The sequence below is a fragment of the Streptomyces sp. NPDC048295 genome, assembly GCF_040652135.1.
GTDB lineage: Bacteria > Actinomycetota > Actinomycetes > Streptomycetales > Streptomycetaceae > Streptomyces.
The window spans coordinates 201,636-221,946 of the sequence record NZ_JBEZLL010000005.1; the positions used below are offsets into that span (position 1 = coordinate 201,636).

At 70.1% G+C, this 20,311-nt stretch carries 15 protein-coding genes; 8 read left to right on the top strand and 7 right to left on the bottom strand.

From position 1 onward, the window contains the following. Window positions 1-166: 166 nt before the first annotated feature. Both AB0D53_RS09540 and AB0D53_RS09545 read right to left on the bottom strand, forming a co-directional pair. Window positions 167-1,072, bottom strand: a complete 906-nt coding sequence (locus AB0D53_RS09540) for a tRNA (adenine-N1)-methyltransferase (RefSeq protein ID WP_329817879.1) — start codon at window positions 1,070-1,072, stop codon at window positions 167-169. A 61-nt stretch (window positions 1,073-1,133) separates the two neighbouring features. Next, window positions 1,134-2,384 carry a site-2 protease family protein gene (locus tag AB0D53_RS09545; protein ID WP_362442970.1) on the bottom strand — a complete coding sequence of 417 codons (1,251 nt, stop codon included), beginning with the start codon at window positions 2,382-2,384 and terminating at the stop codon, window positions 1,134-1,136. Window positions 2,385-2,555: 171 nt separating this feature from the next. On the opposite strand from AB0D53_RS09545, the gene AB0D53_RS09550 reads away from it, so the two are divergent. Together AB0D53_RS09550 and AB0D53_RS09555 are read left to right on the top strand one after the other, a co-directional pair. Continuing rightward, window positions 2,556-3,401: a PD-(D/E)XK nuclease family protein gene (locus tag AB0D53_RS09550; protein WP_362442973.1), complete on the top strand. Its 846-nt coding sequence runs from the start codon at window positions 2,556-2,558 to the stop codon at window positions 3,399-3,401. 10 nt (window positions 3,402-3,411) lie between these two features. Further along, window positions 3,412-4,083: a response regulator transcription factor gene (locus AB0D53_RS09555; protein ID WP_148833656.1), complete on the top strand. Its 672-nt coding sequence runs from the start codon at window positions 3,412-3,414 to the stop codon at window positions 4,081-4,083. Window positions 4,084-4,138: 55 nt separating this feature from the next. On the opposite strand, the gene AB0D53_RS09560 is transcribed toward AB0D53_RS09555, so the two are convergent. From AB0D53_RS09560 to metH, 3 genes are all read right to left on the bottom strand, one after another. Next, on the bottom strand, window positions 4,139-5,740 hold the full coding sequence (locus AB0D53_RS09560) for an ABC transporter substrate-binding protein (RefSeq protein ID WP_362442512.1): 1,602 nt from the start codon (window positions 5,738-5,740) through the stop codon (window positions 4,139-4,141). Between the two features lie 366 nt (window positions 5,741-6,106). Further along, window positions 6,107-6,808, bottom strand: a complete 702-nt coding sequence (locus AB0D53_RS09565; protein ID WP_329817881.1) for an HAD family phosphatase — start codon at window positions 6,806-6,808, stop codon at window positions 6,107-6,109. A 121-nt stretch (window positions 6,809-6,929) separates the two neighbouring features. Next, complete coding sequence (metH, locus tag AB0D53_RS09570; protein ID WP_362442516.1) at window positions 6,930-10,442, bottom strand: methionine synthase; 3,513 nt, start codon at window positions 10,440-10,442, stop codon at window positions 6,930-6,932. Between the two features lie 239 nt (window positions 10,443-10,681). Between metH and AB0D53_RS09575 the strand changes: the two genes are divergently transcribed. The 6 genes from AB0D53_RS09575 to AB0D53_RS09600 all read left to right on the top strand — a co-directional run bounded on the left by AB0D53_RS09575 (window position 10,682) and on the right by AB0D53_RS09600 (window position 17,644). Continuing rightward, the gene (locus AB0D53_RS09575; RefSeq protein ID WP_362442519.1) at window positions 10,682-11,446 is read left to right on the top strand and encodes an IclR family transcriptional regulator; all 765 of its coding nucleotides are present in this window, start codon (window positions 10,682-10,684) and stop codon (window positions 11,444-11,446) included. Between the two features lie 235 nt (window positions 11,447-11,681). Beyond that, on the top strand, window positions 11,682-12,473 hold the full coding sequence (locus tag AB0D53_RS09580; RefSeq protein ID WP_362442522.1) for an MIP/aquaporin family protein: 792 nt from the start codon (window positions 11,682-11,684) through the stop codon (window positions 12,471-12,473). A gap of 56 nt (window positions 12,474-12,529) precedes the next feature. After that, window positions 12,530-14,056, top strand: coding sequence for a glycerol kinase GlpK (glpK, locus tag AB0D53_RS09585; RefSeq protein WP_329817885.1), 1,527 nt, complete (start codon window positions 12,530-12,532; stop codon window positions 14,054-14,056). 5 nt (window positions 14,057-14,061) lie between these two features. Further along, complete coding sequence (locus tag AB0D53_RS09590; protein WP_362442527.1) at window positions 14,062-15,672, top strand: glycerol-3-phosphate dehydrogenase/oxidase; 1,611 nt, start codon at window positions 14,062-14,064, stop codon at window positions 15,670-15,672. Between the two features lie 111 nt (window positions 15,673-15,783). Further along, on the top strand, window positions 15,784-16,842 hold the full coding sequence (locus tag AB0D53_RS09595) for an LLM class flavin-dependent oxidoreductase (RefSeq protein ID WP_362442530.1): 1,059 nt from the start codon (window positions 15,784-15,786) through the stop codon (window positions 16,840-16,842). A 130-nt stretch (window positions 16,843-16,972) separates the two neighbouring features. Beyond that, window positions 16,973-17,644, top strand: coding sequence for a FadR/GntR family transcriptional regulator (locus tag AB0D53_RS09600; RefSeq protein WP_351086597.1), 672 nt, complete (start codon window positions 16,973-16,975; stop codon window positions 17,642-17,644). Between the two features lie 95 nt (window positions 17,645-17,739). On the opposite strand, the gene AB0D53_RS09605 is transcribed toward AB0D53_RS09600, so the two are convergent. Both AB0D53_RS09605 and AB0D53_RS09610 read right to left on the bottom strand, forming a co-directional pair. Continuing rightward, window positions 17,740-18,792: an ABC transporter permease gene (locus AB0D53_RS09605; protein ID WP_329817888.1), complete on the bottom strand. Its 1,053-nt coding sequence runs from the start codon at window positions 18,790-18,792 to the stop codon at window positions 17,740-17,742. After that, window positions 18,789-20,309, bottom strand: coding sequence for a sugar ABC transporter ATP-binding protein (locus AB0D53_RS09610; protein WP_362442535.1), 1,521 nt, complete (start codon window positions 20,307-20,309; stop codon window positions 18,789-18,791). The genes AB0D53_RS09605 and AB0D53_RS09610 overlap by 4 nt, the downstream gene beginning before the upstream one ends. Window positions 20,310-20,311: the final 2 nt, after the last annotated feature.

A 20,311-nucleotide genomic window follows, 5' to 3' on the forward strand; every position in this document is an offset into this window, starting at 1 on the left:
GGTGGCCAGCATCGTGCCACACCTCACGGAACTGCGGAACGGTGGGGTGGGAACGGACGGCCCGGCCGGTGGGGACGGTGTCCTCGTACCGGCAACGAAAGGGCGCCGCCGCGGAGTTCCCGGGTCGGTCCGGGAACTCCGCGGCGGCGCCGGTGCGTTGCGCGGGTCAGCTGCGGGAGGAGCCGCTCTGGCTGCCGGGGCCGTCGTAGTCCTCGCCGTAGGCGCCCTTGGCGGGGCGGCGGCGGCGCAGCGGGGGTTCCACACCGTCGGCCAGGCGGCGGGCGGTGACGAGGAAGCCGGTGTGGCCGATCATGCGGTGATCCGGGCGGACGGCCAGACCCTCGACGTGCCAGTTGCGGATCATCGATTCCCAGGGCTGCGGCTCGGCGAAGCAGCCGATCTCGCGGATGGACTCGACGGTCCGGGCGAGCTGGGTGGTGGTCGCGACGTACGCGCAGAGGATGCCGCCGGGCACCAGGGCCTTGGAGACGGCCTCCAGGCACTCCCAGGGGGCGAGCATGTCCAGGATGACGCGGTCGACGTCGGTGTCCGAGAGGTTGTCCTGGAGGTCGCCGACGGTGAGCTGCCAGGCCGGGTGCGGCTCGCCGAAGTAGCGTTCCACGTTCTGCTGGGCGATCTCGGCGAAGTCCTCGCGGCGCTCGTAGGAGTGCAGCATGCCCTGGTCGCCGATGGCGCGCAGCAGGAAGGTGGAGAGCGAGCCGGAGCCGACACCGGCCTCCACGACGCGGGCGCCGGGGAAGATGTCGGCGAAGGCCAGGATCTGCCCCGCGTCCTTGGGGTAGACCACGGCGGCGCCGCGGGGCATGGACAGGACGTAGTCGGGGAGCAGCGGGCGCAGCGCGAGATAGGCGACGTTTCCCGTGGTCCGGACAACACTGCCCTCGGGAGCACCGATCAGCTCGTCGTGCGGGAAAGAACCCTTGTGGGTGTGGAAGTTCTTTCCGGCTTCGAGCGTGAAGGTGTAGTGGCGTCCCTTGGGATCGGTGAGCTGGACCTGGTCCCCGACCTTGAAGGGCCCGCGTCGGCGGGCGGCACCGGTCGGTTCAGACATGTGACCAGCGTACCGGTGATTCCCGGGGCGCCGACCGCGAGCCCCGGGCCGGCCCCGGCGGTCAGGCGGCCGGCCTGGCCAGAGCCGCGACGAACGCGCGTTCGACGTCGGCGGTGGAGAGGACGCCGTAGATCTCGCCGGTCTCCTCCAGGACGAGGTACTCGGTGGCCGGGCTGGCCTTGAGCCGGTCCAGGAGCGCCTCGCCGGACAGCTCGGCGGAGACCTTCATGCCTTCGGTGAGGTCCTGGGCGAGGCCGCCGACGGCCACCCAGGGGCGGCGGTGCTCCGGCACGCCGACGATGGCCGTCTCCCGGACGATGCCCTTGGGCTCGCCGTGCCCGTCGACGACGACGAGGGCGCGGGCGCCCGCCTCGTTGGCCCTGCGCAGGGCCTCGGAGAGCGGGGTGGCGGACTCCACCGGGACGGCGCGCCGGGTGAGGGTGCGGGCGCGCAGCTCGGGGAGGTGTTCGCGCAGGCGGGCCATGCGCAGGCTGTTGCCCGCTCCGGTCCAGATGATCGCGGCGAGGATGGCGGCGAGCAGCGCGTCGGTGATGGTGTCCATGCCGCTGAGCTCGCCGGGGTCGTTGCCGAAGGTCCCGGTGTGGGTGAGCAGGGGCAGGCCGATCAGGGTGATGACGGCGAGGGCGCGGCCGACCCAGGCGGCGGCGACGGTGCCGCTCATCGGCCGCCCGGTGATCTTCCAGACGACGGCGCGGAGCATCCGTCCGCCGTCCAGCGGGAGGCCGGGCAGGAGGTTGAAGGCGGCCACCAGCAGGTTGGAGATCATCAGTCCGGCGAGCAGCACACCGGGCACGGTGCCGGGGGCGACGAACTTCATCCCGACGTAGAACACGCCCGCGAGCACCAGGGAGAGCAGCGGCCCCACGAAGGCGAGCATGAATTCGCGGCCCGGGGTCTCGGACTCCTTCTCGATCTCGGAGACGCCGCCGAAGAACTGGAGCTGGATGCGGCGCACCGGCAGCTTGTAGCGCAGCGCCACGACGGTGTGGGCGAGTTCGTGGACGAGCACGGAGGCGTAGAAGGCGATCGCGAAGAAGAGGGAGACCAGATAGCGCGCCGTGCCGAGCTCGGGCAGCACTTGGTTGAGCTGGCCGCCGAAGACCCAGGTGATCAGCGCGGCCACCAGGAACCAGCTGGGCGCGACGTACACCGGCACACCGAAGGGACGGCCCATGAGAAGGCCGCCTCCGGGCTCTTCGGGGCGCTGCGGTTCACCCTTGCCGGGGCCGGTGCCGGGGGGCGTTTCCCCTGCGCCGGGCTGCGGCCGCCCGCTGTCGCCGCTCTCGTCCACGGGGTCCCTTCGGTCGGTGCCGTACGGCACGATCATGCAGTGTTCGAGGCTGTGTGGTCGATGGTATGCCGCCCGCTGTCGGTGGCGGGCCGTAGGGTCTTCGACATGACCTCCCTGCCGCGGCCCGCTCAGCCGCCTTCGTCCCTGTCGCCGTCGCGGGCGAGCGATTTCATGCAGTGTCCGCTGCTGTACCGCTTCCGGGTCATCGACAGACTGCCGGAGAAGCCCAGCGAGGCGGCTACCCGGGGCACGCTGGTGCATGCGGTGCTGGAGCGGCTCTTCGACAACCCCGCGGTGGAGCGCACGGCGGGCCGGGCCACGGCGCTGGTCCCCGCCCAGTGGGACCGGCTGCTGGAGTCGAAGCCGGAGCTGTCGGAGCTGTTCGCCGAGGATGCCGGGGGTGAGCGGCTCGCGCGCTGGCTCTCGGAGGCGGCGGGCCTGGTGGAGCGGTGGTTCTCGCTGGAGGATCCGACGCGTCTCGAACCCGCCGAGCGGGAGCTCTTCGTCGAGACGGAGCTGGAGTCGGGGCTGCGTCTGCGCGGAGTGATCGACCGGATCGACGTGGCGCCGACGGGCGAGGTCCGGATCGTCGACTACAAGACGGGAAAGGCGCCGCGCCCGGAGTACGCGGAGGGCGCGCTCTTCCAGATGAAGTTCTACGCCCTGGTGATCATGCGGCTGAAGGGTGTGGTGCCGCGCCGGCTCCAGCTGGTCTACCTCGGCAGCGGGGACATCCTGACCTACGACCCGGTGGTGGCGGACCTGGAGCGGGTCGAGCGCAAGCTGCTGGCGCTGTGGGACGCGATCCGGCTGGCCACGGAGACGGGCGAGTGGCGGCCCCGTCCGACGAAGCTCTGCGGCTGGTGCGACCACCAGTCGGTCTGTCCCGAATTCGGTGGTACTCCCCCGGTGTATCCGTTGACGGTCCGCCCGGCGGAGCCGGTGCAGGATGTGCAGGGCAGAATGGATCCGGTCCGTGTCGAGGCCGGCCGGCCCGTGGCCCCCGAAGGACCGTGAAGGAGACCCTGTGGCTATCCGCGTCCTACTGGTCGACGACCAACCGCTGCTGCGCACCGGCTTCCGGATGATTCTGGAGGCGGAGGGCGATCTGGCGGTGGTGGGCGAGGCCGGTGACGGTCTCCAGGCTCTCGACCAGGTGCGGGCGCTGCAGCCCGATGTGGTGCTGATGGACATCCGCATGCCGCGGATGGACGGCGTCGAGGCGACGCGCCAGATCACCGGGCCGGGCCGCGACGGCCCCGCGAAGGTGCTGGTGCTGACCACGTTCGACCTCGACGAGTACGTGGTGGAGGCCCTGCGCGCCGGCGCCAGCGGCTTCCTGCTGAAGGATGCTCCGGCCAATGAGCTGGTGCAGGCCATCCGGGTGGTCGCGGCGGGCGAGGCGATGCTCGCGCCGAGCATCACCCGCAGGCTGCTCGACAAGTACGCGGACCATCTGCCGTCGGGCGAGGATCCGGTGCCCGACACCCTGCACACGCTGACCGACCGCGAGGTCGAGGTGCTGAAGCTGGTGGCACGCGGTCTGTCGAACGCGGAGATCGCCGCGGATCTCTTCGTCAGCGAGACCACGGTCAAGACGCATGTCGGCCATGTGCTGACCAAGCTCGGGCTGCGCGACCGCGTGCAGGCCGCCGTGTACGCGTACGAGAGCGGCCTGGTGCGCCCCGGCGCCCAGTGACCCGGCTCGGTACGGGCGGGATCTCCTCCCGCCCGTACCCGGGTGCCGCCCGGGCTCAGCGGGCGTTCTTCGCCAGCTCCCACAGCTGGAGGTCGGCGGAGGAGTTGACCGCCCATTCGACGCCGGTGAGGCCGTCGCGCGAGGCGGCGTACTGCTTGCCCTGCCAGATCGGCAGTACGGGCACGTCCGTGGCGACGATGTCCTGGAGCCGCTGGAAGGTCTTGGCCGCGGCGCTGCGATCGGTCTCGCGGCGGGACTGCGGGATGAGCGTCTTCTGCGCCGGGGCCGACGTGTAGGGCGAGTTGAGGAAGTTGTTCCGGTCGAGGAACGGCGCCATGAAGTTGTCCGGGTCCGGGAAGTCGGGGAACCAGCCCATGCCGTAGACGGCGTAGTCGCCGCGTAGCTGTGCCGGGCGGTACTCGGCCCAGGGGGTTCCCTGGACGGAGACGTCGAACAGCCCGGTGTCGTCGAGCTGTTCCTTGAGGGTCTCGAACTCGGCGGCGGTGCCGGCTCCGACACGGTCGGTCGGGTAGTGGAACGTGACCTTCACCGGGGTGTCGACGCCCGCGGCGTTCAGGATCGCCGCGGCCTTCTTGCCGCTGGGTTCGCCGTACTTGTTGTAGAACGAGTTGGCGTGCGCGGGGATGCCGGACGGGATCAGTGAGTACAGCGGCTCGGCCGTGGTGCCGTACACCTTGCTCGCGATTTCACCGCGGTCGATGATCTGGGCCATGGCCTGGCGGACGGCCTTGTTCCCGACGGCCGGGTCGTTGGTGTTGAAGCCCAGGAAATGGATGGCGAGGCCGGGCATCTCGGTGAGCTTGATGCCGTCCTCGGGCTGTTCGAGCATCCGCTGGGACTGCTCGGGCGACATGGTGCGGGTCATCATGTCGATCTTCCGGCTGTCGAGGGCCTTGCCCATGGCCTTCGGGTCGGGGAAGACGTCCAGCTCGACCCTCTCGTTCCGCACCTTCAGATCCCCCTTGTAGTGAGGGTTCCTGGTGAAGACCACCTTGACGATCCGGTGGTGCTCGACCTCCGGCTTCATGGTGTAGGGGCCGGAGCCGTCCACCTGGAATCCGGTACGCGCGGACTTCGCCGCGTACCGGCTCCGCGGCACGATCCCGGCGACCGGGGTGGCGAGCTTGTACGGGAACGTGGCATCCGGCGCGCGCAGATGGAAGATGATCTCCCGCTCGCCCTGTGTCTCGACCGTGTCGATGTTGTCGAGCAGGGCGACGGGCCCGTTGGGGGCATGGATGCGGATGACCCGGTCGATGGAGTACTTCACGTCGTCGGCGGTGACCGCCCTGCCGTCGGAGAACTTCAGACCGCCGCGCAGCTTGCAGCGGTAGCTCTCGTTCTGCGTGTCCGTGAAGGTGCAGCTCTCCGCGGCCTCGGGAACCGGCGCGCCGCCGCCGCGCGGTACGTGCACCAGGGTCTGCACGGTCTGCCGGAGCACGTTCCACACACCGGCTTCGTAGCCGATGGCGGGATCGAGCGGCGCGGGGTTGTCCTTCGAGGCGACGAACTGGTCCGTGGTGCCGACAACGATGGCGGCCCCGCCATCGCTCCCGTCACCCGACGCGCCGCAGGCGGCGAGTACGGGTGCGAGCAGGCCGACGACGGCCGGCAGCACCAGAGTCTTACGGTTCATCCTGAACGCTCTCCCTCATCCGGGCGTGGGGAGAGCGACATTAGTGGGCGTCGGCGGCAATGCCGGACCGGAGAAGTTCCGGTGTGTAATCGAATGGTGATGGGAATTAGCGGCGAGCCGTTTTCCTGCATCGAATGGGATTCACCAATATCCATATGAACCGGGACGTACCGGCACCCCAGAACGGACACGTCGGGTGATCTCGAAAGCAATCCGGGGCACATTCGGGTGAGAAAGCTCACGCAACAGCCTGTTCGAATCCTTTACTTCTCACCCGACTCGCCCACACGTTCACGCGACAGAAAATGCACCATCCGCCACCGGGAGCTTTTCCGTTTATTCACAGAAGCACTCTCGGTACCCGGATCACCGCTTTCCCGTGACCAGGTGCCGGAGAAAAGCGAGATCGACTTCTTCGAGCGAACGCACGACCACCCGGCCGGACGCGGGGGCGATGGGAGCGACGGACGGTACGGCGACCACCCGGCAGCCCGCCGCCTCCGCGGCCGCGACACCGGTCGCGGTGTCCTCGATCACCGCGCACCACTCGGGGTCCGCACCGAAGCCGGAGGCGGCGGTGAGGTAGGGCTCCGGGTGCGGCTTCGTGCGGGTGACCTCGTCGCCCGCGACGGTGAGGGCGAAGTGGTGACGGCCCACCGAGTCCAGCACCCGGTCGATGATCCGCCGGTGCGAGGCGGAGACCAGGGCCGTGGGAATCTCGTGCCTGGCCAGCTCGGCCAGCAGCCGCGCGGCGCCCGGCATCAGCGGTACACCGCGGCCGATGCGCTTCTCGAAGCGGTCGTTGAGCAGGACGGTCAGCTCGTCGAGGGTGATGTCCGCACCGGTGACATCCATCAGGTAGCCCGCGCTGCGGGTCATCGGCCCGCCGACCACCACGTCCCGCCATGCCTCGTCGAGCCGGTGACCGAGCTCGGCGAAGACCTCCACCTCGGCGTCCCACCAGAAGCCCTCGGTATCGACGAGGGTTCCGTCCATGTCGAGGAGGACGGCCTGGAGCGCGGCGCCTTCGGCCGTGCGGGTCAAGGACGCGGGGACCGTGCTGGTCATCCGGCACACCTTCCGTAAGGGACGAGAAGGCCGGCCGCCATTTCCCGTGGGAAGGGGCGACCGGCCTGCACTGGACCGACAAGTGTACGACTTGTCCTGCTACCACGCGTTGAACGGCGTCTTACCGCGCGTTGAAGTACTTCGCCTCGGGGTGATGGATGACGATCGCGTCGGTGGACTGCTCCGGGTGCAGCTGGAATTCCTCCGAGAGGTGCACCCCGATCCGCTCCGGCTGGAGCAGCTCGGCGATCTTCGCCCGGTCCTCCAGGTCGGGGCAGGCGCCGTAGCCGAGGGAGAAACGCGCCCCCCGGTACTTCAGCGCGAACATGTCCTCGACATCGGCCGGGTCCTCGCCGCCGAATCCCAGCTCCGAGCGGACCCGGGCGTGCCAGTACTCGGCGAGGGCCTCGGCCAGCTGCACGGACAGGCCGTGCAGCTCCAGGTAATCGCGGTAGGAGTTGGCCTCGAAGAGCTTCGCGGTCTCGCCGCCGATCTTCGAACCGACGGTGACGACCTGGAGACCGATCACGTCCTTCTCGCCGGACTCCTCGGGGCGGAAGAAGTCCGCGAGGCAGAGACGGCGGCCGCGGCGCTGGCGCGGGAAGGTGAAGCGGGTCCGCTCGGAGCCGTCCTCGTGGAGCAGGATCAGGTCGTCGCCCTTGGACACGCACGGGAAGTAGCCGTAGACGACGGCGGCTTCCAGGAGGTTCTCGGTCTGGAGCTTGTCGAGCCAGCCGCGCAGGTGCGGGCGGCCCTCGGTCTCCACCAGCTCCTCGTACGTCGGTCCGTCGCCGGCGCGGGCCTGCTTCAGCCCCCACTGGCCCTTGAAGAGGGCGCCCTCGTCGAGCCAGAACGCGTACTCCTTGAGCTGGATGCCCTTGACGACCCGGGTGCCCCAGAAGGGCGGCTCGGGGACCGGGTTGTCGACGGCGACGTCGGAGCGGACACCCTCCTGGGGCTCGTCGACCTCCAGGAGGGCGGTGTCCCGCTTGGGCACCCGGCGCTGCTTCAGCTCGGGCAGGACCGCACCCGGGACACCGCGCTTGACCGCGATCAGCGCGTCCATCAGGCGCAGCCCCTCGAACGCGTCGCGGGCGTAGCGGACCTCGCCCTCGTAGATCTCGTGGAGGTCCTGCTCGACGTAGGCCCGGGTGAGGGCGGCACCGCCGAGGATGACGGGGAAGTCGGCGGCCAGCTTGCGCTGGTTCAGCTCCTCCAGGTTCTCCTTCATGATCACGGTGGACTTGACCAGGAGACCGGACATCCCGATGACGTCGGCCCGGTGCTCCTCGGCGGCCTCCAGGATCGCGGAGACGGGCTGTTTGATGCCGAGGTTGACGACGTTGTAGCCGTTGTTGGACAGGATGATGTCGACGAGGTTCTTGCCGATGTCGTGGACGTCGCCGCGGACCGTGGCCAGGACGATGGTGCCCTTGCCCTCGGCGTCGGACTTCTCCATGTGCGGTTCGAGGTACGCCACCGCGGTCTTCATGACCTCGGCGGACTGGAGGACGAAGGGCAGCTGCATCTGGCCGGAGCCGAAGAGCTCGCCGACGACCTTCATGCCCTCCAGGAGGGTGTCGTTGACGATGTCGAGGGCCGGACGGGTCCGCAGTGCCTCGTCGAGGTCGTTCTCCAGGCCGTTCTTCTCACCGTCGATGATGCGGCGCTGGAGTCGTTCCTCCAGCGGCAGCGCGAGGAGCTCCTCGGCCTTGCCCGCCTTCATGGACTTCGTGCTGACGCCCTCGAAGAGCTCCATGAGCTTCTGGAGCGGGTCGTAGCCCTCGGCGCGGCGGTCGTGGATCAGGTCGAGGGCGACCTTGACCTGCTCCTCCTCCAGGCGGGCGATCGGCAGGATCTTGGAGGCGTGCACGATCGCGGAGTCGAGGCCGGCCTTGACGCACTCGTCGAGGAAGACGGAGTTCAGCACGACACGGGCGGCCGGGTTGAGACCGAAGGAGATGTTGGACAGGCCCAGCGTGGTCTGCACGTCGGGGTGGCGCTTCTTCAGCTCGCGGATCGCCTCGATGGTGGCGATGCCGTCACCCCGGGACTCCTCCTGGCCGGTGCAGATGGTGAAGGTCAGGGTGTCGATGAGGATGTCCGACTCCTGGATGCCCCAGTTGCCGGTCAGGTCCGCGATCAGCCGCTCGGCGACGGCGACCTTGTGCTCGACGGTACGGGCCTGGCCCTCCTCGTCGATGGTCAGCGCGATCAGCGCGGCGCCGTGCTCCACGGCCAGCGCGGTGACCTTGGCGAACCGGGACTCGGGACCGTCGCCGTCCTCGTAGTTGACCGAGTTCAGGACGGCACGGCCGCCCAGCTTCTCCAGACCGGCCCGCAGTACGGGCAGCTCCGTGGAGTCCAGCACGATGGGGAGGGTGGACGCGGTGGCGAAGCGGCCGGCCAGCTCCTCCATGTCCGCCACGCCGTCGCGGCCCACGTAGTCGACGCAGAGGTCGAGCATGTGCGCGCCCTCGCGGATCTGGTCGCGGGCCATCTCCACGCAGTCGTCCCAGCGGGCTTCGAGCATGGCCTCGCGGAACTTCTTCGACCCGTTGGCGTTCGTGCGCTCGCCGATCGCGAGGTACGAGGTGTCCTGACGGAACGGGACGGTCTGGTAGAGGGAGGCGGCACCCGGCTCGGGGCGCGGGGTACGGGGGGTGACGGCCGCGCCGCGCACCCGCTCGACGACCTGACGCAGGTGCTCCGGGGTCGTACCGCAGCAGCCGCCGACCAGCGAGAGGCCGTACTCCTGGACGAAGGTCTCCTGGGCGTCGGCGAGCTCGGCCGGGGACAGCGGGTAGTGCGCGCCGTCCTTGCCGAGCACGGGGAGGCCGGCGTTGGGCATGCAGGAGAGCGGGATGCGGGAGTGCCGGGCGAGGTAGCGCAGGTGCTCGCTCATCTCGGCGGGGCCGGTGGCGCAGTTCAGGCCGATGAGGTCGATGCCGAGGGGCTCCAGGGCGGTGAGCGCCGCGCCGATCTCGGAGCCGAGCAGCATGGTGCCGGTCGTCTCGACGGTGACGGAGCAGATCACCGGGAGGTTGGCCCCGGTGGCCTCCAGGGCGCGGCGGGCGCCGATGACGGAGGCCTTGGTCTGGAGCAGGTCCTGGGTGGTCTCGACCAGGAGGGCGTCGGCGCCGCCGGCGATCAGGCCCTCGGCGTTCTGCTGGTAGGCGTCGCGGAGCTTGGTGTACGGGGCGTGGCCCAGCGTCGGCAGCTTCGTACCCGGGCCCATCGAGCCGAGCACCCAGCGCTGCTGTCCGGTGGAGGCGGTGAACTCGTCGGCGACCTCGCGGGCGATGCGCGCGCCGGACTCGGAGAGCTCGAAGACCCGCTCGGGAATGTCGTACTCGCCCAGGGCCGCCAGGTTGGCGCCGAAGGTGTTCGTCTCGACGCAGTCCACGCCGACGGCGAAGTACTCCTCGTGGACCGAGCGCACGATGTCGGGGCGGGTGACGTTCAGGATCTCGTTGCAGCCTTCGAGGTCCTGGAAGTCCTCGAGGCTCGGGTCCTGTGCCTGGAGCATGGTGCCCATGGCACCGTCGGCCACCACCACCCGGGTGGCGAGTGCCTCGCGGAGGGCTTCGGCTCGGTTCCGGCTGTCGGCGGAAGGGGTCGGCGACGAGGCCATGGATGTACTCCCTGGGATGCGACGGCTGTCGGCTTTGCGTCTTCGGTGGAAGGCGCACCAGGCCAGCCTAGCCGGGCGACGCCCGGGGCCGTCACTCCGTCCCACGGAACGGACTGCATGCTGTGCGGGGGGATGTCCGGTTCGCAGCGGTGTCGCGGTTTTGCCGCGCGATCGAGCAAGGGTCGGCATCGACCGATAGTGTTCAGCATTGTCGAACCGAGGTGGAGGAGTACGGCGCGATGGCCAAGAACATCCAGTCGCTGGAGCGGGCGGCGGCGATGCTGCGTCTGCTGGCAGGCGGCGAGCGGCGGCTGGGGCTGTCCGACATCGCCTCTTCACTGGGCCTGGCCAAGGGCACCGCGCACGGCATCCTGCGCACGCTCCAGCACGAGGGTTTCGTCGAGCAGGACGCCGCGTCCGGCCGCTACCAGCTGGGCGCCGAGCTGCTCCGCCTGGGCAACAGCTATCTGGACGTCCACGAGCTGCGGGCCCGGGCGCTGGTCTGGACGGACGACCTGGCCCGCTCCAGCGGCGAGAGCACGCATCTCGGCGTGCTGCACCAGCAGGGCGTCCTCATCGTCCACCACGTCTTCCGCCCCGACGACAGCCGGCAGGTCCTGGAGGTCGGGGCCATGCAGCCGCTGCACTCCACGGCCCTGGGCAAGGTGCTCTCGGCGTACGACCCGGTGGCGCACACCGAGGCCCTGGAGGCCGAGCGGCAGTCCTTCACCCCGCGCACCGTCACCGACGCGGAGGAGTTCGAGACGATGCTCGACCTGATCCGGGCGCGCGGCTGGGCGGCCGACGTGGAGGAGACCTGGGAGGGCGTGGCCGCGGTGGCCGCCCCGATCCACGACCGACGGCGGATGCCGGTCGGCGCGGTGGCCGTGACCGGAGCGGTGGAGCGGGTCTGCGCGGACGGGGAGCTGCGCCCGGAGCTGATCGCCGCGGTGCGCGACTGCGCCCGGGCGGTCTCCAGGGACCTGGGCGCCGGACGGTTCTGACCGCCGCGGCGGACCGGTGCCGGTAACGATCGAGTTATAGGCCACACAACCCTTGACGCCTGATTCACCTGGGGGAAGCATTGCCGTTCATCGGTCGGCATTGTCGAACACCAAACGGAAACAAGCGTTAGGGTGTGACAGCGTCAAGGGCCGGAAAACGCCCTCACACGAGGGCGCGGACCACCGGAGGGACCCGGGGTTCGGCTTCCCTGGACGAAGGACAAAGGAGTCGCGGGTGTCCAGCTCCGACATCTTCATCGGCGAGACCATAGGTACCGCCGTTCTCATCCTGCTCGGCGGCGGTGTCTGTGCCGCCGTCACTCTCAAGCGCTCCAAGGCGCAGAACGCCGGCTGGCTGGCCATCACCTTCGGGTGGGGTTTCGCCGTGCTGACCGGCGCGTATCTGGCCGGCGGCGTTTCGGGCGCGCATCTCAATCCGGCGGTCACGATCGGCCTTGCGATCGAGGGCGGCACCAAGTGGAGCGACGTACCGCTCTACCTCGGCTCCCAGCTGTTCGGCGCGATGATCGGCGCGGTGCTGGTCTGGCTGACGTACTACGGGCAGTTCCGGGCGCATCTCACCGATCCGGAGATCCTGGCCGCCCACTCGGGTGACGAGGGCCTGGTCGACAAGGACTCCGCCCCGAAGGCCGGCCCGGTGCTGGGCGTCTTCTCCACCGGTCCCGAGATCCGCCACGCCGTGCAGAACCTGGTCACCGAGATCATCGCCACCGTCGTGCTCGTCCTGGCGATCCTCACCCAGGGTCTCAACAACGAGGGCAACGGTCTGGGCACGCTCGGCGCGCTGGTCACCGCTCTGGTGGTCGTCGGCATCGGTCTCTCGCTCGGCGGCCCGACGGGCTACGCGATCAACCCGGTCCGCGACCTCGGCCCGCGTATCGTGCACGCGCTGCTGCCGTTGCCGAACAAGGGCGGTTCCGACTGGGGCTACGCGTGGATCCCGGTCGCCGGACCGCTCATCGGCGGCGCGATCGCGGGCGGGCTCTACAACGTCGCCTTCGCCTGAGCCGCGGCGCCCAGAGCCGTAACCCTCACGACCACACAGACCTCCGGGAGCACACCGTGACCGACGCACACACCACCGGCCCGTTCATCGCGGCCATCGACCAGGGCACCACCTCCAGCCGCTGCATCGTCTTCGACAAGGACGGCCGGATCGTCTCCGTCGACCAGAAGGAGCACGAACAGATCTTCCCGAAGCCGGGCTGGGTCGAGCACAACGCGACCGAGATCTGGGAGAACGTCCAGGAGGTCGTGGCCGGCGCCATCGTCAAGGCCGGCATCACCGCCGCCGACGTGAAGGCGATCGGCATCACCAACCAGCGCGAGACCACACTGCTCTGGGACAAGAACACCGGTGAGCCCGTCCACAACGCCCTCGTCTGGCAGGACACCAGGACGGACGCGCTCTGCAAGGAGCTCGGCCGCAACGTCGGCCAGGACCGCTTCCGCCGCGAGACCGGTCTGCCGCTCGCCTCGTACTTCGCCGGTCCCAAGGTCCGCTGGCTGCTCGACAACGTCGAGGGGCTGCGCGAGCGCGCCGAGCGCGGCGACATCCTCTTCGGCACCATGGACTCCTGGGTCATCTGGAACCTGACCGGCGGCACCGACGGCGGCGTCCATGTCACCGACGTCACCAACGCCTCGCGCACGCTCCTGATGAACCTGCACGAGATGCAGTGGGACGAGCGGATCCTCCACTCGATGGAGATCCCGGCCGCGGTGCTTCCCGAGATCCGTTCCTCCGCCGAGGTGTACGGAACCGCCAAGGGCGGCGTGCTCGACGGGGTCCCCGTGGCGTCCGCGCTCGGTGACCAGCAGGCGGCCCTCTTCGGCCAGACCTGCTTCTCCGAGGGCGAGGCCAAGTCCACGTACGGCACCGGCACCTTCATGCTGATGAACACCGGTGAGACGCCCGTCAACTCGTACAACGGACTGCTGACGACCGTCGGGTACCGGATCGGCGACCAGAAGCCGGTCTACGCCCTGGAGGGCTCCATCGCCGTCACCGGTTCGCTGGTGCAGTGGATGCGCGACCAGATGGGCCTGATCAAGTCGGCGGCCGAGATCGAGACCCTGGCCCTGTCGGTCGAGGACAACGGCGGCGCGTACTTCGTGCCCGCGTTCTCCGGCCTGTTCGCCCCGTACTGGCGCTCCGACGCCCGCGGCGTCATCGCCGGTCTGACCCGGTACGTCACCAAGGCGCACATCGCCCGTGCCGTCCTGGAGGCCACCGCCTGGCAGACCCGCGAGATCACCGACGCCATGACCAAGGACTCGGGGGTCGAGCTGACCGCCCTCAAGGTCGACGGCGGCATGACCTCCAACAACCTGCTGATGCAGACGCTCGCCGACTTCCTGGACGCACCCGTGGTGCGGCCGATGGTCGCCGAGACGACCTGCCTCGGCGCCGCCTACGCCGCCGGTCTCGCCGTCGGCTTCTGGCCGGACACCGACGCGCTGCGCGCCAACTGGCGCCGGGCCGCCGAGTGGACCCCCCGCATGGACGCGGACACCCGCGACCTGGAGTACAAGAGCTGGCTCAAGGCCGTGGAACGGACCATGGGCTGGATCGAAGACGAGGAGTAATCGACATGACCACCCTGCAGAGCGTCCCGGCCCTCGGGACGCACCCGGCCTCCGGCTCCCTTCCGAGCCGCGCCGAGACTCGGGAGCAGCTCTCCAAGGCGACGTACGACCTCCTGGTGATCGGTGGCGGCATCCTGGGCATCTCCACCGCCTGGCACGCCGCACAGTCCGGGCTGCGGGTGGCCCTGGTGGACGCCGGCGACTTCGCCGGCGCCACCTCCTCCGCCTCCTCCAAGCTGCTCCACGGCGGCCTGCGCTACCTGCAGACCGGCGCGGTGAAGCTGGTCGCGGAGAACCACTTCGAGCGACGTGCGGTGTCCCGTCAGGTGGCCCCGCACCTCGCCAACCCCCTCACCTTCTACCTGCCCGTCTACAAGGGCGGGCCGCACGGCGCGGCCAAGCTGGGCGCGGGTGTGTTCGCGTACTCGGCGCTCTCCGCGTTCGGTGACGGCGTCGGCCATGTGATCAGCCCGGCGAAGGCGCGGCGCGATGTGCCCGAGCTGCGTACGGACAATCTCAAGGCCGTCGCGGTCTACGGCGACGACCAGATGAACGACGCCCGGATGGCACTGATGACGGTCCGTGCGGCCGTCGACGCGGGCGCGGTCGTCCTGAACCACGCCGCCGTGACCGGTCTGCGGTTCACCAGGGGCCGGGTGACGGGCGCCGACCTGGAGGACCGTACGGACGGCACGGAGTTCGGCGTCGACGCCCGGCTCGTGCTGAACGCCACCGGACCGTGGGTCGACCACCTGCGGAAGATGGAGGACCCGAACGCGGCGCCTTCCATACGTCTGTCCAAGGGCGCGCACCTCGTGCTGAAGCGCACCCGCCCCTGGAAGGCGGCGCTCGCCACCCCGATCGACAAGTACCGCATCACCTTCGCCCTGCCGTGGGAGGACATGCTGCTCCTGGGCACGACGGACGAGGAGTACGAGGGCGATCCGGCGGACGTCGCGGTCAACGAGAAGGACACCGCGCAGATCCTCGACGAGGCGGCGTTCTCCATCCGGGACCAGCAGCTGTCGCGCGACCTGATCACCTACTCCTTCGCCGGTCTGCGGGTGCTGCCCGGCGGTCCCGGCGACACCTCCAAGGCCAAGCGCGAGACGGTCGTGACCGAGGGCCGCGGCGGGATGCTGTCGGTCGCGGGCGGCAAGTGGACGACGTTCCGCCACATCGGCCGTACGGTGATGAACAAGCTGGCCGCGCTCCCCGGGCACCCGCTCGCCGAGGACATGGAGCCGATCGCGCACCTGCCGAAGAAGCTCCCGCTGCCCGGCATCGCCAACCCGAACGCGGTGGCGCACCGGCTGCTGGTGGACGGCGGCACGCCCGGCCCGCGGATGGCGGCCGACACCGCCCGCCACCTCGCCACCCACTACGGCTCGCTCTCCTTCGACATCGCCCGGATGGCGAACGAGAACCCGGCGCTGGCCGAGCGCATCCACCCGGACGCGCCGGAGATCTGGGCTCAGGTCGCCTACGCCCGGGACCACGAGTGGGCCGAGACGGCGGACGACGTGCTGCGCCGCCGGACCACCCTGACGATCCGGGGCCTGGCGACGGACGAGATCCGGGCCGGCGTCGAGTCGATGCTCGGCGACCGGGGCTGACGGGTACCGGCGTACGACGAGGCGCGTTCACCGGACCGGGGCTCCCCGGGTCCGGTGAACGCGCCATACGGCCGCCATACGGGTGCAATACGGCGCGAGGACAGTTGAGCCATGAAGTTTTCCGTGCTCTCCCTCATCGGCCACGCCCCGCACCCGCTCGACCACCGGCTCCCCTCCCCCGCCGAGCGGTTCGAGGAAGTGATCGAGACCGGCGTCGTCGCGGAACGGCTGGGTTTCGACGCGTACGCGATCGGCGAACGGCACGCCGGGCCCTTCCTCTCGTCCAGTCCGAGCGTGGTGCTCGGCGCGCTGGCGGCCCGTACCTCCGCCATCCGGCTGCTGACCGGTGTCACGGTCGTCGCCATCCTCGATCCGGTCCGGGTGGCCGAGGACTTCGCGACCCTCGACCAGATCTCCCGGGGCCGCATCGAGCTCGTCGTCGGAAAGGGCGCGGAGGCCGGTCACTTCGACCTCTTCGGGCTCGACGAGGAGCGGCAGTGGGACCTCCAGCGGGAGAAGTACGAGCTGCTGCGGCGGCTCTGGAGCGAGGAGGGCGTGGACTGGGAGGGCGAGTTCCGGCCCGCGCTGAAGAACACGACGACCCTGCCGCGCCCGTACGCGGGGCCGCCGCGCGTCTGGCACGGCTCGGCGACCAGCATCGACTCCCCCGAACTGGCGGCCCGTCACGGCGATCCGCTGTTCACCGCCAACGCCGTCCAGCCCCGCGCGGCGTACGCCCGGCTGATCGACCACTACCGGGAGCGCTTCGAGGCGTACGGCCACGATCCGGCCCGCGCGCATGTGGCGGCGGGGTCGGGCGGGCTGCTGATCGCCGACGGTTCGCAGCAGGCCGTGGAGCGGTACAAGGAGCTGTACGAGGCGAAGGTGGCGCAGTCCTTCCGGCCGCACCTGGCGGGACGGGCCGGCTACAACACCCCGTTCCGGACGATCGAGGAGGCCGTCGCGGACGGGCCGCAGCTCATCGGCAGCCCGCAGCAGATCATCGACAAGATCCTCGGCTGGCACGAAGTGTACGGGCACGACCTCCAGTCGGTGAGCGTGGACGGCTTCGGGCAGAGCCGGGACGAGCAGACCGAGACGCTCCAGCGGTTCGCCGAGGAGATCGCTCCGGTGGTACGCCGGGAGGCGCCGTCCGCGCTCTGGGAGTGACCCGGCGGACGTCCGCTGTGCCCGCACCCGGGACGGCCTGCGGCAGACCTGGCTCATCCGGCTCGTCCGACCCGCATAATGAATAGATACATCGGATGTCTGATTCCAGTCCGGATCCAGGAGGACCGTCATGGCTGTCACCGACGAGGCGATCGAGAAGATCAAGGGAATGATCGTCTCGGGTGCGCTGCGCCCCGGCGACCGGCTCCCCAAGGAGAGCGAACTCGCGGCGGAGCTCGGCCTCTCCCGCAACTCGCTCCGCGAGGCGGTGCGGGCCCTTTCACTGATCCGCATCCTCGATGTGCGCCAGGGCGACGGCACGTACGTGACCAGCCTCGATCCGCAGCTGCTCCTGGAGGCGCTGAGCTTCGTGGTGGACTTCCACCGCGACGACACGGTGCTGGAGTTCCTCGCGGTCCGCAGGATCCTGGAGCCCGCCGCGACGGCGATGGCCGCCACCCGGATCAGCGAGGCCCAACTGGACGTGCTCAGCTCGCAGTTGGACGCGCTGGGGGCACAGCCCTCGGTGGAGGAGCTGGTCGCCAGTGATCTGGAGTTCCACCGCGGAATCGTTCAGTCGTCCGGGAACTCGGTGCTCTGCTCGCTGCTCGACGGGCTGTCGGGGCCGACGACCCGGGCGCGGATCTGGCGCGGGCTGACGCAGGAGGACGCGGTCACCCGGACGCTCCACGAGCACCGGGCGATCGTGTCGGCGCTGCGGGACCGGGACGCGGAGGCCGCGCGGGCGTGGGCGACGGTGCACGTGGCGAGCGTGGAGCAGTGGCTGCGGTCGACGCTGTGACAGGGGTGGGGCGGGTGGGGTGTTCCCCGACCCGCCCCTTCCCGTGACCAGGGCTCCGCGCCCCGGGCCTCGCGCCCCGGCGGGGCCGGAAGCTCTCAGTCCTGCTTCTCGCCGCTCGCGAAGCGGGAGATGACCAGGGCGACGATGATGATCGCGCCGTTGAGGAACTGGTTCCACAGCGCCGGGACGCCGCCGAGCGTCATCACGTTGACCACCAGCTGGAGCGTCAGCACACCGGTCAGCGCGCCGAACAGGGTGCCGCGGCCGCCCTTGAGGCTGATGCCGCCGATGACCGCCGCGGCGAACACCTGGAAGATCCAGCCGTTGCCCTGGGTCGCCGCGACCGATCCGTAGTGGCCGGTGTAGAGGATGCCCGCGAAGGCCGCCAGCAGGCCGCCGACGGCCAGCACGATCCAGGTGACCCGGTCGACCCGGATGCCGGCAGCGCGCGCCGCCTCCGGGTTGCCGCCGATGGCGTACAGCGAACGCCCGTGGCGCAGCCAGGCCAGCGCGGCGCCGCCGACGGCGAACAGGGCCAGGCAGATCCAGACGGCGGCCGGTGCGCCGAGCCACTCGCTCTTGCCGAGGTAGCGGAAGGACTCCGGTACGTCGGTGATGGACTTGCCCTCGGTGATCCCGATGTGGAGACCGCGCAGCATGGTGAGCATGCCGAGCGTGGCGATGAAGCCGTTGACCCTCAGCTTCAGCATCAGGAAGCCGTTGACCGCGCCGATGGCGAGGCCCACCAGCAGGCAGAGCGGGATCGCCGACCAGGTGGGCAGCAGACCGAGGCCCGCGAAGCGGCCTCCCTCGGCGGGCAGCACCAGCCACATCGCGACGACCGGCGCGATGCCGATCGTCGACTCCAGGGACAGGTCCATCCGTCCGCAGATCAGGATCAGCGCCTGGCCCAGCACCAGCAGGCTCAGTTCGGAGGACTGCTGGACGACACTGATCAGGTTCTCGGAGGTCAGGAACACCGGTGAGACGATGAACCCGATCAGCATCAGCACCAGGATCACCGGTACCAGCGAGAAGTCGCTCCATCTGATCAGCTTCAGCCGGTCCAGCGGCCTCTCGCCGGTCGCGGAGCCCTTCGGCCCGCTGTCGATGCCGTCGGCCGCCAGGGGCCGTACCGTGCCGGTCATTGCCTCTCCCCCACACCTTCCATGGCGGCGACGAGCTCCCCGTCGTTCCACCCGCTTGCGAATGTCGCGACCACGCGTCCGTGGAACAGGGCGAGCACCCGGTCGCAGACCCGCAGATCGTCCAGCTCGTCCGAGATGATCACTGCGGCGTTCCCCTCGTCGGCGACCCGTCGCACGACGCCGAGCAGCGAGTCCTTGGACTTGATATCCACGCCCGCGGTGGGCCGGACGGCCACCAGGACGCTCGGCTCGCGGGCCAGCGCGCGGGCGACGACCACCTTCTGCTGGTTGCCGCCGGAGAGTCCGGAGACGGGCTGTTCGGGCCCCTGCGTCTTGATGTCCAGCGAGGCGATCATCGAGCGTGCGAACTCCCGGGTACGGGAGGGCAGTACGGTCCCCCACGGGCCGAGCTGGTCGGTGACCGTGAGGGTGGCGTTCTCGGCGACGCTGCGTTCCAGGACGAGGCCCTGGTCGTGGCGGTCCTCGGGGATGTAGCCGATCCCGGCGTCCAGCGCGTGCGGGACGCTGCCGGAGCGCACGGCCCTGCCGTGCACGCGGACCGTGCCGCCGCCCGCCTTGCGCATACCGGCCAGGGTCTCGCCCAGGGCCGTATTGCCGCTGGCCGCCGAACCGGCCAGGCCGAGCACCTCGCCGGGACGGACCTCCAGGTCCAATGGCTCGAACTGGCCCTGGACGGTGAGCCCTTCGGTACGCAGCACGGGTTCGGCCGACTCGTCCGGTGTCCCGGAGCCGTCACCGCCCGCGTGCCAGGCGGTGGCTCCGGCGGACTTCTCGCCGGTCATCGCCGCCACCAGCTCCGCCTTGGCGATGTCGGCGACCGGGGCGGTCAGCACATGGCGGGCGTCGCGGTAGACGGTGACCGCCGTGCACAGTTCGTACACCTCCTGGAGGTGGTGGGAGATGAAGAGGAACGCCACTCCCTGAGCCTGCAGTTCGCGCAGCTTGTCGAAGAGCCGTCCGATGCCCCGGGCGTCGAGCTGGGCGGTCGGCTCGTCCAGCACGATCAGCCGGGCGCCGAAGGACAGCGCCCGGGCGATCTCGACGAACTGCCGCTGCTCGACCGCGAGGTCACGCGCCCGGGTTCGGGGATCGACCTGGACGCCGTAGTCGGCCAGCAGCCGCTCGGCGCGTCTGCGGAGCCTGCCCCAGCTGATCCAGTGGGCGTTGTCGTCGAAGCGGTTGAGGAAGAGGTTCTCCGCGACGGTCAGGTCCGGGACGACCATGGACTTCTGGTAGACGCAGGCGATCCTGGACTGCCAGGCCGCGGTGTCACCGAAGGCGGGCGCGGGCTCCCCGCCGAAGGCGACCGTGCCCGCGTCCGCCTTGTGGAGTCCGGTCAGGACGCTGACCAGCGTCGACTTGCCCGCGCCGTTGCGCCCGACCAGGGCGTGGGACTCACCCGGCTGCACGGTGAGCCGGACCCCGTCGAGCGCCACGGTGGGCCCGAAGCGTTTGACAACGCCTTCCGCCTGTACGGCAGGTGGTGCCTGGTCCATGG